The 15,056-nt window shown below is 63.0% G+C and carries 19 protein-coding genes and 1 pseudogene; all 20 read left to right on the top strand.

The window, feature by feature from the left end; genetic code table 11:
* Window positions 1–5 precede the first annotated feature (5 nt).
* Complete coding sequence (gene mlaD / locus PW947_RS09330) at window positions 6–581, top strand: outer membrane lipid asymmetry maintenance protein MlaD (RefSeq protein ID WP_299631067.1); 576 nt, start codon at window positions 6–8, stop codon at window positions 579–581.
* 11 nt (window positions 582–592) lie between these two features.
* Window positions 593–1,546 carry a VacJ family lipoprotein gene (locus PW947_RS09325; RefSeq protein WP_299631066.1) on the top strand — a complete coding sequence of 318 codons (954 nt, stop codon included), beginning with the start codon at window positions 593–595 and terminating at the stop codon, window positions 1,544–1,546.
* Between the two features lie 116 nt (window positions 1,547–1,662).
* The gene (locus PW947_RS09320; protein ID WP_299631064.1) at window positions 1,663–2,292 is read left to right on the top strand and encodes a phospholipid-binding protein MlaC; all 630 of its coding nucleotides are present in this window, start codon (window positions 1,663–1,665) and stop codon (window positions 2,290–2,292) included.
* Complete coding sequence (locus PW947_RS09315; protein WP_299631063.1) at window positions 2,289–2,594, top strand: STAS domain-containing protein; 306 nt, start codon at window positions 2,289–2,291, stop codon at window positions 2,592–2,594. Before PW947_RS09320 ends, PW947_RS09315 begins: the two co-directional genes overlap by 4 nt.
* A 239-nt stretch (window positions 2,595–2,833) precedes the next feature.
* Window positions 2,834–3,767, top strand: a pseudogene (locus PW947_RS09310) (ABC transporter ATP-binding protein).
* On the top strand, window positions 3,764–4,528 hold the full coding sequence (locus PW947_RS09305; RefSeq protein ID WP_299631062.1) for an ABC transporter permease: 765 nt from the start codon (window positions 3,764–3,766) through the stop codon (window positions 4,526–4,528). The pseudogene PW947_RS09310 and the gene PW947_RS09305 overlap by 4 nt, the downstream one beginning before the upstream one ends.
* A 13-nt stretch (window positions 4,529–4,541) precedes the next feature.
* Window positions 4,542–4,781 (top strand): BolA family protein, encoded by a 240-nt coding sequence (locus tag PW947_RS09300; protein WP_299631061.1) that lies wholly within the window; start codon window positions 4,542–4,544, stop codon window positions 4,779–4,781.
* Window positions 4,782–4,892: 111 nt separating this feature from the next.
* Window positions 4,893–6,155 (top strand): UDP-N-acetylglucosamine 1-carboxyvinyltransferase, encoded by a 1,263-nt coding sequence (gene murA / locus PW947_RS09295; protein ID WP_299631060.1) that lies wholly within the window; start codon window positions 4,893–4,895, stop codon window positions 6,153–6,155.
* Window positions 6,152–6,850: an ATP phosphoribosyltransferase gene (hisG, locus tag PW947_RS09290; RefSeq protein ID WP_299631059.1), complete on the top strand. Its 699-nt coding sequence runs from the start codon at window positions 6,152–6,154 to the stop codon at window positions 6,848–6,850. Before murA ends, hisG begins: the two co-directional genes overlap by 4 nt.
* A gap of 69 nt (window positions 6,851–6,919) precedes the next feature.
* Window positions 6,920–8,242: a histidinol dehydrogenase gene (hisD, locus tag PW947_RS09285; protein WP_299631058.1), complete on the top strand. Its 1,323-nt coding sequence runs from the start codon at window positions 6,920–6,922 to the stop codon at window positions 8,240–8,242.
* A gap of 171 nt (window positions 8,243–8,413) precedes the next feature.
* On the top strand, window positions 8,414–9,484 hold the full coding sequence (gene hisC / locus PW947_RS09280) for a histidinol-phosphate transaminase (protein ID WP_299631057.1): 1,071 nt from the start codon (window positions 8,414–8,416) through the stop codon (window positions 9,482–9,484).
* Between the two features lie 105 nt (window positions 9,485–9,589).
* Window positions 9,590–10,177, top strand: a complete 588-nt coding sequence (gene hisB, locus PW947_RS09275; protein ID WP_299631055.1) for an imidazoleglycerol-phosphate dehydratase HisB — start codon at window positions 9,590–9,592, stop codon at window positions 10,175–10,177.
* A 283-nt stretch (window positions 10,178–10,460) separates the two neighbouring features.
* Complete coding sequence (gene hisH / locus PW947_RS09270) at window positions 10,461–11,102, top strand: imidazole glycerol phosphate synthase subunit HisH (RefSeq protein WP_299631053.1); 642 nt, start codon at window positions 10,461–10,463, stop codon at window positions 11,100–11,102.
* 170 nt (window positions 11,103–11,272) lie between these two features.
* The gene (gene hisA, locus PW947_RS09265) at window positions 11,273–12,025 is read left to right on the top strand and encodes a 1-(5-phosphoribosyl)-5-[(5-phosphoribosylamino)methylideneamino]imidazole-4-carboxamide isomerase (RefSeq protein WP_299631051.1); all 753 of its coding nucleotides are present in this window, start codon (window positions 11,273–11,275) and stop codon (window positions 12,023–12,025) included.
* Window positions 12,026–12,172: 147 nt separating this feature from the next.
* On the top strand, window positions 12,173–12,946 hold the full coding sequence (gene hisF, locus PW947_RS09260; RefSeq protein ID WP_299631050.1) for an imidazole glycerol phosphate synthase subunit HisF: 774 nt from the start codon (window positions 12,173–12,175) through the stop codon (window positions 12,944–12,946).
* 1 nt (window position 12,947) lies between these two features.
* Window positions 12,948–13,358 carry a phosphoribosyl-AMP cyclohydrolase gene (gene hisI / locus PW947_RS09255; protein WP_299631048.1) on the top strand — a complete coding sequence of 137 codons (411 nt, stop codon included), beginning with the start codon at window positions 12,948–12,950 and terminating at the stop codon, window positions 13,356–13,358.
* Complete coding sequence (locus PW947_RS09250; protein WP_299631047.1) at window positions 13,355–13,747, top strand: phosphoribosyl-ATP diphosphatase; 393 nt, start codon at window positions 13,355–13,357, stop codon at window positions 13,745–13,747. The genes hisI and PW947_RS09250 overlap by 4 nt, the downstream gene beginning before the upstream one ends.
* A gap of 73 nt (window positions 13,748–13,820) precedes the next feature.
* Window positions 13,821–14,222 (top strand): hypothetical protein, encoded by a 402-nt coding sequence (locus tag PW947_RS09245; RefSeq protein ID WP_299631046.1) that lies wholly within the window; start codon window positions 13,821–13,823, stop codon window positions 14,220–14,222.
* 29 nt (window positions 14,223–14,251) lie between these two features.
* Window positions 14,252–14,617, top strand: a complete 366-nt coding sequence (locus PW947_RS09240) for a histidine triad nucleotide-binding protein (protein ID WP_299631045.1) — start codon at window positions 14,252–14,254, stop codon at window positions 14,615–14,617.
* Between the two features lie 167 nt (window positions 14,618–14,784).
* Complete coding sequence (gene tatA, locus PW947_RS09235) at window positions 14,785–15,021, top strand: Sec-independent protein translocase subunit TatA (RefSeq protein ID WP_299631044.1); 237 nt, start codon at window positions 14,785–14,787, stop codon at window positions 15,019–15,021.
* The last annotated feature ends 35 nt before the right edge of the window (window positions 15,022–15,056 follow it).

The raw sequence follows: 15,056 nt of genomic DNA, 5'->3' as shown, positions 1-15,056 counted from the left end.
TGACGATGAAAAAGACTGCTCTCGACTTTTGGGTCGGCCTGTTCGTGGTGCTCGGTTTCGTGGCGCTGCTGTTTCTTGCGCTGAAGGCCGGCAACATGAGCGCGTTGTCGTTTCAGGCAACGTATCCGGTCAAGCTGAAGTTCGACAATATCGGCGGCCTGAAGGCGCGCGCGCCGGTGAAAAGCGCGGGTGTGACGGTGGGCCGCGTCGCGTCGATCGGCTTCGACAGCAATGCGTATCAGGCCGTCGTCACGATCGATCTCGACAAGGAATACCAGTTTCCGAAAGATTCCTCGGCGAAGATCCTCACGTCCGGCTTGCTGGGCGAGCAGTACATCGGCCTGGAGCCGGGCGGCGACAGCGAAATGCTGAAAGCCGGCGACACGATCGCGATGACGCAATCGGCGATCGTGCTTGAAAACCTGATCAGTCAGTTCTTGTACAGCAAGGCTGCCGATTCGGGCGCATCGAAAACCGGCGCAGCGGCGGGCACCCCCGACGCGACGCCCGCGCCGGCTGCGCCGGCACCTGCTGTGCCTGCCGTTGCTGCGTCATCCGCAGCGTCGGCGGCCGGTCAATAAGGAGAACAACAATGCAGACCATGCGCGTCGGCGGCGTACGTATCGCCACAATGGCGCTGGCGGCGACGCTGCTCGTCGGTTGCTCGACGGTGCAGACCCCCACGAAAGAAGATCCTCTCGAAGGTCTCAACCGTACCGTCTTCAAGTTCAACGACACGGTCGACCAGTACGCGTTGAAGCCGGTTGCGAAGGGCTACGTGTGGATCACGCCGCAGCCGGTTCGGGACAGCGTGACCAACTTTTTCTCGAATATCGGCGATGTCTACATCGCGGCGAACAACCTGCTTCAGCTGAAGATCACCGACGGTGTCGAAGACATCATGCGGATCGTGATCAATACGGTGTTCGGCGTGGGCGGTCTGTTCGACGTCGCGACGCTCGCGAAGCTGCCGAAGCATGAAAACGATCTTGGCCTGACGCTCGGCCATTACGGCGTGCCGGCCGGTCCGTATCTGGTGCTGCCGCTGTTCGGTCCGAGCACGGTGCGCGACGCGGTGGGTTCGATCGGTAATTACTACGTCAATCCGCTGACCTATATCGATCCGCCGGGTCTGAGCTGGGCGCTGTACGGGCTGAACGTGGTCAACGTGCGCGCGAACCTGCTGAATGCGGGCGACGTGCTGGAAGGCGCAGCGCTCGACAAGTATTCGTTCATTCGTAACGCGTATCTGCAACGCCGCCGTTATCTGCTGTCGGAGGGCAAGCCCAACGCGCTGCCGGATTACGGCGACACGCCTCCGCCGAATTACGACGACGCGGAAAGCGCGTCGGGTGCGGCAACCGCAGCGGCGCCGGCCGCGGCCAGCGGCGCTTCGGCACCGCAGGCGGCATCGGCGGCGTCGGCCTCCGACGCCGCTACGACGCCGCCGCTGGATCTGAACGGTGGCCCCGAAACCACCACGGTTCCGGCGAATTCGCTGGTGCCGCCGGGGCGCTTGAACTTCCCTGCGCTGAAGATTCGTTAAAATTTTTGGACCGTAACACCTGGAAACGACTCTCGCAGTTTGAGCATGGATTGCCGCTGAACTCGCGTGCTATCGTCCGCTCCAATGTGTGCACTATTTCTATTGCAGGGTTCGAAATGAAAAAATTCTTCCTCATCCCGTTTATTGCAGCACTGTTTTCGTTTGGTGGCGCGGCGTCGGCTCAGACTGTCGATACCAACTCGCCGGACGGCATGATCAAGACCGTCACGCAGCAGGTGATCGACGCGGTCCGTAGCGACGCATCCATCCAGCAAGGCGACATCAGCCACATCACGCAGCTCGTCAACGAGAAGATCCTGCCGTACACGGACTTCCGCCGCACGACGCAGCTGGCGATGGGCCGCAACTGGCGCACGGCCACGCCGGAACAGCAGCAACAGGTGGTCGAGCAGTTCAAGATGCTGCTGATCCGCACGTATTCGGGCGCGCTGGCGCAGGTTCGCGACCAGCAGATCCAGTACAAGCCGTTCCGCGCGAATCCTGACGACACCGACGTCGTGGTGCGCTCGGTCGTGATGAACAACGGCTCGCCGATCGAACTCGACTACCGTCTGTACAAGACGCCGCAAGGCTGGCGCGTGTATGACATCAACGTGCTCGGCGCATGGCTGATCCAGGCGTATCAGCAGCAGTTCAACGAGCAGATCCAGCAGCACGGCGTCGACGGACTGATCCAGTTCCTGACGCAGCGCAACCAGCAACTCGCGGCAGGCAAGAAGTCGTGAGCACGGTGTCGGTTGAGTCCGCCGCGCGTTCGGTGAACCGGTTCGAAACCGGCACGACGCTGACCCACGCGAGCGCGAAAGTCACGCTCGCGGCCGGTCTGCAACGCATCGCGGCTGGCGCGACCGGCGTCGATTGCGCGCCGCTCGCGCAATTCGATTCGTCGGCGCTTGCGGTGCTGCTCGCGTGGCAACGCGCGGCTGTCGCCCGCGGCGCCGCGCTCGATATCGTCAATCTGCCGGCTGGTCTCGCCAGTCTCGCGCAGGCGTATGGCGTCGACACGCTGCTGTCGGCACGACATTGACGGTTCTCTGAAGTCCTTCCCCAACGCGCCGCTCGACTGAGGTTTCGACCTCGCAACACGGTCCCGCAGCGAGCCGCGCGTGTCACGTCCGGATATCCCGAAGCCAGCTGACGAATCCGGTTCCGCTTCGGTTTGCCCTATAATCAAACACTTTTTGGGGCATCAAACGCCCCAAATTCTGTTTACTTTCGGCACATTTCGCCCCTTTTCGGCGCCGCGCGTCCCCGCGGCGCACTGTCATGCCAGCCATAGAAATCCGTAACGTCAAGAAGCGCTACAAGGAGCTTGCAGGCGCTCAAAGGCGTCAGCTTCACGGTCGAAGAAGGCGAGTTCTTCGGGCTACTCGGTCCGAACGGCGCGGGCAAGACAACGCTCATCAGCATTCTCGCCGGCCTCGCGCGCGCCAATGAAGGCAGCATCGCGGTGCGCGGCCACGACGTGGTCGACGACTTCCGCCTCGCGCGCCGCGCGCTCGGCGTGGTGCCGCAGGAGCTCGTGTTCGATCCGTTCTTCACGGTTCGTGAATCGCTGCGTATCCAGTCCGGCTATTACGGTCTGCGCAAGAACGACGCGTGGATCGACGAAGTGATGGCGAATCTCGACCTCACCGAAAAAGCCGACACCAATATGCGCGCGCTGTCCGGCGGGATGAAGCGTCGCGTGCTGGTCGCGCAGGCGCTGGTACACCGTCCGCCGGTCATCGTGCTGGACGAGCCCACTGCGGGCGTCGACGTCGAGTTGCGTCAGACCTTGTGGAAGTTCATCTCGCGTCTGAATCGCGAAGGTCACACCATCGTGCTGACCACGCACTATCTGGAAGAAGCGGAATCGCTGTGCGACCGGATCGCGATGCTCCGTCGCGGCGAAGTGGTGGCGCTCGAACGCACCAGCACGCTGCTGCAACGCTTTGCCGGCATGCAGTTGTTCCTGCGTTTCGCGCAAGGCGTGTTGCCGGTGGCGCTGCGTCCGCTCGAGGTCGAAAGCGGCAAGCTGAACGGCAATGGCCGTCAGCATCTGTTGCGTCTGTCTAATTACGACGAAGTCGAAACGATCCTCGCGCAATGCCGCGCGGCGGGTTGTACATTCGACGAAATCGAGGTCCGCAAAGCCGATCTCGAAGACGTGTTCGTTCAGGTGATGAACGGTCCGGAAGTGATCGAGGGGCTTGCATGAGCAGTTTCAGCGGGTTTCGCACCCTGTTTTACAAGGAAATGCTGCGGTTCTGGAAAGTCGCTTTCCAGACGGTGCTCGCACCGATCATCACCGCGCTGCTGTATCTGACCATTTTCGGCCACGCGCTGCGCGGTCATGTGCAGGTGTATCCGGGCGTCGAATACACGAGCTTCCTGATTCCGGGTCTGGTGATGATGAGCGTGTTGCAGAACGCGTTCGCCAACAGTTCGTCGTCGCTGATCCAGTCGAAAATCACTGGCAATCTGGTGTTCGTGCTGTTGCCGCCGCTGTCGCACTACGAGATGTTTTCCGCTTATGTGCTGGCGTCGTTGGTGCGCGGGCTGGCGGTTGGTTTCGGCGTGTTCATCGTGACGATCTGGTTCGTGCCGGTGAGCTTCGCGGCGCCGTTGTTCATCGTCGCGTTCGCGATTCTCGGTGCGGCGATTCTCGGCACGCTCGGTTTGATCGCGGGTATCGTCGCGGAAAAATTCGACCAGCTCGCCGCGTTCCAGAATTTCCTGATCATGCCGCTCACGTTCCTGTCGGGCGTGTTCTATTCGACGCACACGCTGCCGCCGGTGTGGCGCGAAGTGTCGCGGCTCAATCCTTTTTTCTACATGATCGACGGCTTTCGCTTCGGTTTCTTCGGGATGTCGGATATCGACCCGCTCGTGAGCCTCGCGATTGTCACCGGTTTCTTCGTGGTGCTGGCCGTGCTGGCGATGCGTTTGCTCGCGTCCGGCTACAAGCTGCGCCACTGACCAGGAGCATTACATGTTGCCCACTCCCGAACAGGTCAAAGCGTATATCGCCGCAGGACTCGCCTGCGAACATCTCGAAGTCGAAGGCGACGGTCAGCATTTCTTCGCGACCATCGTGGCACCCAGCTTCGAAGGCAAGCGCCTGATCCAGCGCCATCAGCTGGTTTATGCGGCGCTCGGCGACCGGATGAAGCAGGAAATCCACGCGCTCAGCATGAAAACGCTGACGCCCGCCGAATGGCAAAACGCGTAATCTGGAAAGTTAGTGCGAATTACACAAGATGGACACGCCGTCGCGAATGGCGCGTCGAATTCAGGCAATCGTGGCACGGCTGACAGCCGGGCCGATCAGGAAATGTCAGGCATGGACAAACTCGTCATTGAAGGGGGCCACCCGCTCGCGGGTGACGTCGTGATTTCCGGCGCGAAGAACGCGGCGCTGCCCATCCTTTGCGCCGGCTTGCTGAGCGCGGAACCGGTGCATCTGGACAACGTGCCCGATCTGCAAGACGTCCGCACGATGATCAAACTGCTCGAGCAGATTGGCGTGCGCGCGGAAAGCGCGAACGGCCGCGTGTCGCTGGACGCGTCGAAGGTGGATAACCTCGTCGCGCCGTACGAACTCGTGAAGACGATGCGCGCGTCGATTCTCGTGCTCGGTCCGCTGGTCGCGCGTTTCGGCCACGCGCGGGTGTCGCTGCCGGGCGGTTGCGCGATCGGTGCGCGTCCGGTGGATCAGCACATCAAGGGCCTGCAGGCGATGGGCGCGGAAATCACGATCGACCACGGCTTCATCGAAGCCCGCGCGAAGCGCCTGAAGGGCGCGCGCATCGTGACCGACATGATCACCGTCACCGGTACGGAAAACCTGCTGATGGCGGCGGTGCTGGCCGAAGGCGAAACCATCATCGAAAACGCCGCGCGCGAACCGGAAGTGGGCGATCTCGCGCATCTGCTGGTCGCGATGGGCGCGAAGATCGATGGCATCGGCACGGATCGTCTCGTGATCCAGGGTGTCGATGCGCTGCACGGCGCGAAGCACACGGTCATTCCCGATCGCATCGAAGCTGGCACGTTCCTGTGCGCGGTCGCGGCGGCGGGCGGCGACGTCACGCTGCGCAACGTGCGTCCGCAGATTCTCGAAGCGGTGACGGACAAGCTGCGCGAAGCCGGCGTGACGATCGAGGAAGGCAACGACTGGATGCGCGTGCATATGGATCGCCGTCCGAAAGCGGTGAGCTTCCGCACGTCGGAATATCCGGCGTTCCCGACCGACATGCAGGCGCAGTTCATGGCGCTCAACGCGATTGCCGACGGCACGTCGCAATGCGTCGAAACGATCTTCGAAAACCGCTACATGCACGTTCAGGAACTGAACCGGCTGGGCGCGAACATCACGATCGACGGCAAGACCGCGCTCGTGACGGGCGTCGGCGCGCTGTCCGGCGCGAAGGTCATGGCGACCGATCTGCGCGCGTCCGCGAGCCTCGTGATCGCCGGTTTGCGTGCCGAAGGCGAAACCATGATCGACCGCATCTATCACCTGGATCGCGGCTACGACCGGATGGAAACCAAGCTGACCGGCCTCGGCGCGAAGGTGCGCCGCGTGAGCGGGAGCCAGGCATGAACGCGATGGCGCAAACCTCGTCCGCACCTGAAGTGAACGCGCCGCTGACGCTGGCGTTGTCGAAGGGCCGGATCTTCGAAGAAACGCTGCCGCTGCTGGCCGCGGCCGGCATCGAAGTGTCGGAAGACCCGGAAACGTCGCGCAAGCTGATCTTGCCGACCACCAGCCCGAACCTGCGCGTGATCATCGTGCGCGCAACCGACGTCCCCACCTACGTCGAATACGGCGCGGCGGATTTCGGCGTGGCCGGTAAAGACGTGCTGCTCGAACACGGCGGCAGCGGCCTGTATCAACCGGTCGATCTCGACATCGCGCGCTGCCGGTTGTCGGTGGCGGTAAAGTCGGGTTTCGACTACGCGAATGCGGTGCGCCAGGGCGCGCGTCTGCGGGTCGCCACCAAATACGTCGAGGCGGCGCGCGAGCATTTCGCGTCGAAAGGCGTGCACGTCGATCTGATCAAGCTGTACGGTTCGATGGAACTCGCGCCGCTGGTGGGCCTCGCCGACGCGATCGTCGACCTGGTCAGCTCGGGCGGCACGTTGCGCGCGAACAACCTGGTCGAGGTCGAGGAGATCATGCAGATCTCGTCGCGCCTCGTCGTGAATCAGGCAGCGCTGAAGCTCAAGCGCGCGGCGCTGCGGCCGATTCTCGACGCGTTCGAACGCGCGTCGCAACACGGCAACGTGGCGGCCTGACCGTCATCTGAAGCAGGCAGCATTCACGAGATTCTGCTTTAAGCGCGCTTTACCGAAACGGATACCCGTATGTCTATCAAGATTCGCAAACTCGATTCCAGCGCCGTCGGTTTTCAAAAGGCGCTGCACGCGGTGCTCGCGTTCGAGGCGAGCGAGGATGAAGCGATCGAACGCTCGGTCGCGCAGATTCTGGCCGACGTGAAGACGCGCGGCGACGCGGCCGTGCTCGATTACACGAACCGCTTCGACCGTCTGGGCGCGTCGAGCGTGTCGGCGCTCGAATTGCCGATGTCGGAACTCGAAGCCGCGCTCGAAGGACTGGAGCCGAAGCGCCGCGCGGCGCTCGAAGCGGCGGCTGCGCGCGTGCGCGGCTATCACGAAAAGCAGAAGATCGAATGCGGCAGCCATAGCTGGCAATACACGGAAGCCGACGGCACGGTGCTCGGCCAGAAGGTCACGCCGCTGGATCGCGCGGGCATTTACGTGCCGGGCGGCAAGGCGGCGTATCCGTCGTCGGTGCTGATGAACGCGATTCCGGCGCGGGTCGCCGGTGTGCGCGAAATCGTGATGGTCGTGCCGACGCCCGACGGCGTGAAGAATCCGCTGGTGCTGGCGGCCGCGTTACTGGGCGGCGTGGATCGCGTATTTACGATTGGCGGCGCGCAAGCGGTCGCCGCGCTCGCGTACGGCACCGAAAGCGTGCCGCCGGTCGACAAGATCTGCGGACCGGGCAACGCGTACGTGGCATCGGCGAAGCGCCGCGTGTTCGGCACGGTCGGCATCGACATGATTGCCGGACCGTCCGAAATCCTCGTGCTGTGCGACGGCACGACCGATCCGCGCTGGGTCGCGATGGACCTGTTCTCGCAAGCGGAACACGACGAACTCGCGCAATCCATCCTTTTGTGCCCGGACGACGCGTTTATCGCGCGGGTGCAGGATGCGATCGACGAACTGCTACCCACCATGCCGCGCCGTGACGTGATTCAGGCGTCGCTGGAAGGGCGGGGCGCGCTGATCAAGGTGCGCGACATGACCGAGGCCTGCGCGATCGCCAACGACATCGCACCGGAGCATCTGGAAATTTCCGCGCTGGAACCGCATCAATGGGGTCAGCTGATCCGTCACGCGGGCGCGATCTTCCTGGGCCGTTACACCAGCGAAAGCCTCGGCGACTACTGCGCGGGGCCGAATCACGTGCTGCCTACGTCGCGTACCGCACGTTTCTCGTCGCCGCTCGGCGTTTATGATTTCTTCAAGCGTTCGAGCGTGATCGAAGTCAGCAGCGAAGGCGCGCAGACGCTCGGCGAGATCGCGGCGGAACTCGCGTACGGCGAAGGCTTGCCGGCGCACGCGCGCAGCGCCGAATACCGGATGAAGCACAGCCACTGATTGCGTTGATCGTGCGCGGCGGTGCCGGGCAATGCGGCGCGCGCGATCAGCGTCGCCGCATGCAAGCCGTGCACGGCCATGCATGCGCGCGCACCATAACTACACTGACCAACACTCCGGGCGGCCGAGTGCCGTTCGAGTCTGTCGCGATCGCGGCCGGGCTCAAGAACTATGACCACACCTCAAGACATCATCCGCCGCGACGTGCTCGCCATGACGAGCTATCCCGTACCGGATTCGACGGGCTTCGTGAAGCTCGACGCGATGGAAAACCCGTTCACGCTGCCCGCGCCGCTCGCTGCCGAACTCGGCGAGCATCTGGCCGGCGTCGCGCTGAACCGCTACCCGCAACCGCGCCCGAACGCACTGCTCGACAAGATCAAGCGGGTGATGAACGTGCCCGCATGCTGCGACGTGCTGCTCGGCAACGGCTCCGATGAAATCATCAGCATGGTGTCGATGGCGGTGGCGAAGCCGGGCGCGAAAGTGCTCGCGCCCGTGCCGGGCTTCGTCATGTACGCGCTGTCGGCCAAACTCGCGAATCTCGCGTTCGTCGGCGTGCCGCTCAAGGCCGATCTGACGCTTGATACCGACGCGATGCTGGCCGCAATCGCCGAACACGAACCGGCGGTGATTTATCTCGCGTATCCGAACAATCCGACCGGCACGCTGTACGACGACGCCGACATCGAGCGCATCATCGCCGCGGCCGGCAAGAGCCTCGTCGTGATCGACGAGGCGTATCAGCCGTTCGCGGGAAAAAGCTGGATGCCGCGCGCCGACGAATTCGACAACGTGGTCGTGATGCGCACCGTGTCGAAGCTCGGCCTGGCCGGAATCCGCCTCGGTTATCTGGCGGGCCGCGCGACGTGGCTCACCGAGTTCGACAAGGTGCGTCCGCCGTACAACATCAACGTGCTGACGCAGGCGGCCGCCGATTTCCTGCTGGATCGCGTCGATGTGCTTGATGCGCAGGCCGCGCAACTGCGCGACGAGCGCACCCGACTCGCCGAAGCCGTTGCCGCATTGCCGGGCACCGAAGTGTTCCCGAGCGCCGGAAACTTCCTGCTGGTGCGGGTTCCGGACGCGTCCGCGTTATTCGAAACGCTTCTGGCGGCGCGGGTTCTGATCAAAAACGTGAGTAAAATGCACCCATTGCTCGACAATTGCGTGCGTCTGACCGTCGGTTCCCCCGAAGAAAACGCGCAATTGCTGGCCGCACTGAAACTCGTGCTGCATTGAACGGCGTGCCGTGCAGCGGCGCCTCGCATGGTTCGACCATGTAGGCGCGGCGCGCGGCGTTCCCAACCACCCCCATCTAATACTGCTTTAATTCGAGGAATTACCATGCGCCTTGCGGAAGTCGTTCGCAACACCAGCGAAACGCAGATCCGTGTGAAGATCGATCTGGACGGCACGGGTCAGCAAAAGCTGAAAACCGGCGTGCCGTTCCTGGATCACATGCTGGATCAGATTGCCCGGCATGGCTTGATCGATCTGGATGTCGAGGCGCATGGCGACCTGGAAATCGACGACCACCATACGGTCGAAGATGTCGGCATCACGCTGGGTCAGGCGGTCGCGAAGGCGATCGGCGACAAAAAAGGCATTCGTCGCTATGGCCACGCGTACGTTCCGCTGGACGAAGCGCTGTCGCGCGTCGTGATCGACTTTTCCGGCCGTCCGGGCCTCGAATTCCACGTGCCGTTCACGCGCGCCCGGATCGGCACGTTCGACGTCGATCTCTCCATCGAATTTTTCCGCGGCTTCGTGAATCACGCCGGCGTAACGCTGCATATCGACAACCTGCGCGGCCTGAACGCCCATCACCAGATGGAAACCGTGTTCAAGGCGTTCGGGCGCGCGATCCGCATGGCCGTCGAACTCGACGACCGCGCGGCCGGGCAGATTCCGTCCACCAAGGGCAGCCTGTAACGTCGCAGCGCGAGCTGCGCCGGTTACGCGCAACCTGACGAGCGCCGGGTGATTACCCGGCAACTACAGGTCCGAACCGCAGACCTGTCCCGATGGATAGTCTGCCCGACTCGCGATGTCGCGGGCATCGGCCGTTCGGCCAGGTTCACAGCGTGGGGCCGTCCGGGTTAGTCTTGTCGTTGTCGGTCTGGATGCGGATTCGCGTCCGATGGTTTCGATGTAGCCGACGCTCGTGTTTCAAACGCGGCGTCGGCGGTCTGAAGGCTTTGCAGCCTAACTTGAAATGAAAACTTCGATAGCGATTGTGGATTACGGAATGGGCAACCTGCGCTCGGTGGCGCAGGCATTGCGCAAGGCTGCGCCGGAAGCGGACGTGGCGATCGTCGATCGTCCGGAAGCGATTCGCGCGGCCGACCGCGTCGTGTTGCCCGGCCAGGGCGCGATGCCCGACTGCATGCGCAGTCTCGCCGAGTCCGGCTTGCAGGAAGCGGTGGTCGAAGCGTCGCGCAGCAAGCCGCTGATGGGCGTGTGCGTCGGCGAGCAGATGCTGTTCGACTGGAGCGCGGAAGGCAACACGCCGGGCCTCGGCTTGCTGCCGGGCAAGGTGCTGCGCTTCGACCTCGAAGGCCAGGTGCAGGACGACGGCTCGCGTTTCAAGGTCCCGCAAATGGGCTGGAACCGGGTCCGTCAGACGCAGGCTCACGCGTTGTGGGAAGGTGTCGCTGACAACAGCTTCTTCTACTTCGTGCATAGCTACTACGTGGCCCCGGCCGACGCCGCAGTTACCTCGGGCGAGACCGTGTACGGCGGACCGTTCACGTCGGCGGTCGCGCGCGACAACATCTTTGCCACCCAGTTTCACCCGGAGAAAAGTGCCGAAACCGGTTTGCGCGTCTACCGCAACTTCGTCCACTGGAATCCGTAAAGCGGCACTTCTGTACCGGTTCCTGCGCGCTGCCGTACGTTCCACGCGGCAAGGCAGCAAGGGCACCGAAAGACTTGTACTAAACTAGCGGAACGGCGCGGCGCCGTAGCGGCTTTGTCCGATGGCCCGAGCCTGACCTTCAACCCCTTCCCAGACAACACCCGATTGCTATGCTGCTGATCCCCGCCATCGACCTGAAAGATGGTCAGTGTGTACGCCTCAAACAGGGCGATATGGACCAGGCGACGATTTTCTCCGAAGACCCGGCTGCAATGGCTCGACATTGGGTCGAGCGCGGCGCGCGGCGTCTGCACCTCGTCGACCTGAATGGCGCGTTCGCCGGCAAGCCGAAGAACGAAGACGCGATCCGTTCGATCATCCAGGAAGTCGGCAGCGAGATTCCCGTGCAGTTGGGCGGCGGTATCCGCGACCTGAACACCATCGAACGCTATCTCGACGACGGCCTGTCGTACGTCATCATCGGTACGGCGGCGGTGAAGAACCCCGGTTTCCTGCAAGACGCGTGTACCGCGTTCGGCGGCCACATCATCGTCGGTCTGGATGCGAAAGACGGCAAGGTCGCAACCGACGGCTGGAGCAAGCTGACCGGTCACGAAGTCGTGGATCTCGCGCGCAAGTTCGAAGATTACGGCTGCGAGTCGATCATCTACACGGACATCGGCCGCGACGGCATGCTGCAAGGCATCAATATCGAAGCCACCGTGCGCCTTGCGCGCGCGGTCAAGATTCCGGTGATCGCGAGCGGCGGCCTGTCGAATCTGGCAGATATCGAATCGCTGTGCGAAGTCGAAGATGAAGGCATCGAAGGCGTCATTTGCGGCCGCGCCATCTACTCGGGCGACCTCGATTTCACCGCCGCGCAAAGCCACGCGGACCGTCTGCGCGAATCGGACGACGCTTAATCCGCCCGACGCGCCGCTCCGGTCGCTCGCCCGGAGCGTTGTTCGCGCGGCATGGCCGCGCGAAACCGGCATCGTGCCGCTTTCGAAACCATCCACCGATGCGACGAAAGCGGCCTCATCAGCGGTATTGGCAAGAAACGCAAGATCATGGCTCTAGCTAAACGCATCATCCCCTGTCTGGACGTCACCGCAGGACGCGTGGTCAAAGGCGTCAATTTCGTCGAACTGCGCGACGCGGGCGACCCCGTGGAAATCGCGCGCCGCTACGACGATCAGGGCGCCGACGAACTCACCTTCCTCGACATCACCGCCACGTCCGACCAACGCGACCTGATCCTCCCGATCATCGAAGCGGTCGCGTCGCAAGTGTTCATCCCGCTGACGGTCGGCGGCGGCGTGCGCGCGGTCGAAGACGTGCGACGCCTGCTGAACGCGGGCGCGGACAAGATCAGCATGAACTCGTCGGCGGTTGCGAATCCGCAGCTGGTGCGCGACGCGACGGACAAATACGGCTCGCAGTGCATCGTCGTGGCAATCGACGCGAAGCGCGTCTCGGCCGACGGCGAACCGCCGCGCTGGGAAGTGTTCACGCACGGCGGCCGCAAGGCAACCGGCCTCGAAGCGGTCGAATGGGCGCGCAAGATGGCCGAACTCGGCGCGGGCGAAATCCTGCTGACCAGCATGGATCGCGACGGCACCAAGAGCGGTTTCGACCTCGCGCTGACGCGCGCCGTGTCCGATGCGGTGCCGATTCCCGTGATCGCCTCCGGCGGCGTCGGCTCGCTGCAACATCTGGCCGACGGCATCACCGGCGGTCACGCGGACGCCGTGCTGGCCGCGAGCATCTTCCACTACGGCGAACACACGGTCGGCGAAGCGAAGCGCTTCATGGCCGATCAAGGCATTTCGGTGAGGTTGTAACGTGGTGAATCCCTCCGGCGTCAACTGGCTCGACAAGGTGAAATGGGACGCGAACGGCCTCGTGCCGGTGATCGCGCAGGAAGCGTCGACCAACGACGTGCTGATGTTCGCGTGGATGAACCGCGAAGCGCTCGTCAAGACCATCGAGCTGAAGCGCGCGGTGTACTTCTCGCGCTCGCGCCAGCGGCTGTGGTTCAAGGGTGAGGAGTCCGGCCACGTTCAGCACGTCCATGAAGTGCGGCTCGATTGCGACGAAGACGTCGTGTTGCTGAAGATCGAGCAGGTATCGGGCATCGCCTGTCATACCGGCCGTCACTCGTGCTTTTTCCAGAAATTCGAAGGCGCGGCAGACGATGGCGACTGGGTCGCCGTCGATCCCGTGCTGAAAGACCCCGAACACATCTACAAATGACGCAATCCGCTGATTCCACGCAAACCACGCCTTCGACGACCGACACGCTGATGCGCCTCGCGGCCATCATCGACAGCCGCCGTGGCGGCGATCCCGACGTGTCGTACGTGTCGCGCCTGTTCCACAAGGGCGACGACGCGATCCTGAAGAAGATCGGCGAAGAAGCCACCGAAGTCGTGCTGGCCGCGAAAGACGCGCGTCATGGCGGCGCGCCGGCACCGCTGGTCGGCGAAGTGGCCGATCTGTGGTTTCACTGCCTCGTGATGCTGTCGCACTTCGAGCTCAGTCCCGCCGACGTGCTCGCCGAACTCGAACGCCGCGAAGGCTTGTCGGGAATCGAGGAAAAGGCGCTGCGCAAGGTGCGCGAGCGTGAGCAGAACGGCGGCTGACAGAGCCGGTTTCGCCGTCATCCGGAGCCGTTTTCCAACGCCCATTCGTTGCAACCCACGGGAGCACGCCAGCATGGAACAGCCGCAAGGCGGATATCCGCCGCCTGCCTATCGCAATGCCCTTGGCGGCGATCACGAGCGCGAGCGCGGTCTGCGCACGCTGACGCACGTTCTGTACGCGCTGTACGCGTTTCACTGGCTGACGGGCGGCGTGGCAATGCTGGTGGCGATCATCATCAACTACGTGAAGCGGGCCGATGTGGCCGGCACGCCGTTCGAAGCGCATTTCGAATGGCAGATCCGCACGTTCTGGTGGTGTCTGCTGGGTTATCTGATCGGCGGCGCGTTGTTCTTCGTGCTGATCGGCATTCCCATTCTGTGGGTCGTCAGTATCTGGATGCTGTACCGTATCATCAAGGGCTGGCTGTATCTGTACGATAACAAGCCGCTGCTGACCCCGCGCGCGTGGTTCTGACCACCGCACGCTTGCGCTTCAGGAACATCATGAGCCACGATCCGAACTGCCTTTTCTGCAAGATCGCCAAAGGCGAAATTCCGTCGACGAAAGTCCACGAAGACGACGAGTTCGTCGCGTTTCGCGACATCCGCCCAGCAGCCGAAACCCATGTGCTCGTGATTCCCCGAAAGCACATCCCCACATTGTCGAACTGCACCGAAAGCGATGCGCCGCTGCTTGGTAGAATGCTTGTTCTGACGGCGCGACTGGCGGAACAACTGGGCGTCGCCTACACGGGCGGCGAGACGGGTTTCCGCACGGTCATCAACACCGGGCCGGGCGGCGGGCAGGAGGTGTATCACCTGCATGCGCATATCCTGGCCGGGCCGCGTCCGTGGCAGCGAATGGGCTGACGTCGTAGTGTGCCGCTGTGGTGCATAGGCGACGCATATCGTCACGACATGCTTCGGCCATTTTGGCTATGCACAATGGCAGTCGCGTTGCGTGCTTCAATTCAGGCCGAAAGGCATAAGATGTTCGTCACGTCCGATACGTGGCGGCGGGGTCAAGGAGAGTAGTCATGGGTTCGTTGAGTATCTGGCACTGGCTGATCGTGCTGTTGATCGTCGCTCTGGTGTTCGGCACGAAGAAGCTGCGCAATATCGGTGGCGATCTGGGTGGCGCGGTCAAGGGTTTCAAGGAAGGCATGCGGGAAGCCGAAACGCCGGCCGACGCATCGAAGCACGAACTGCCGCGTAACGGCGCAGTCGACGTCGAAGCCAAGGAAAAGACGCCGAACTCCAGCGATTTCCGTTAAACCGGCATTCGCTTGCGATAGAAGGCGCGGAATCC

It is taken from the genome of Paraburkholderia sp., from assembly GCF_028283785.1.
GTDB lineage: Bacteria > Pseudomonadota > Gammaproteobacteria > Burkholderiales > Burkholderiaceae > Paraburkholderia.
The sequence above is the reverse complement of the archived record's forward strand: the minus strand, read 5'-3'. Positions and strand labels throughout refer to the sequence as shown.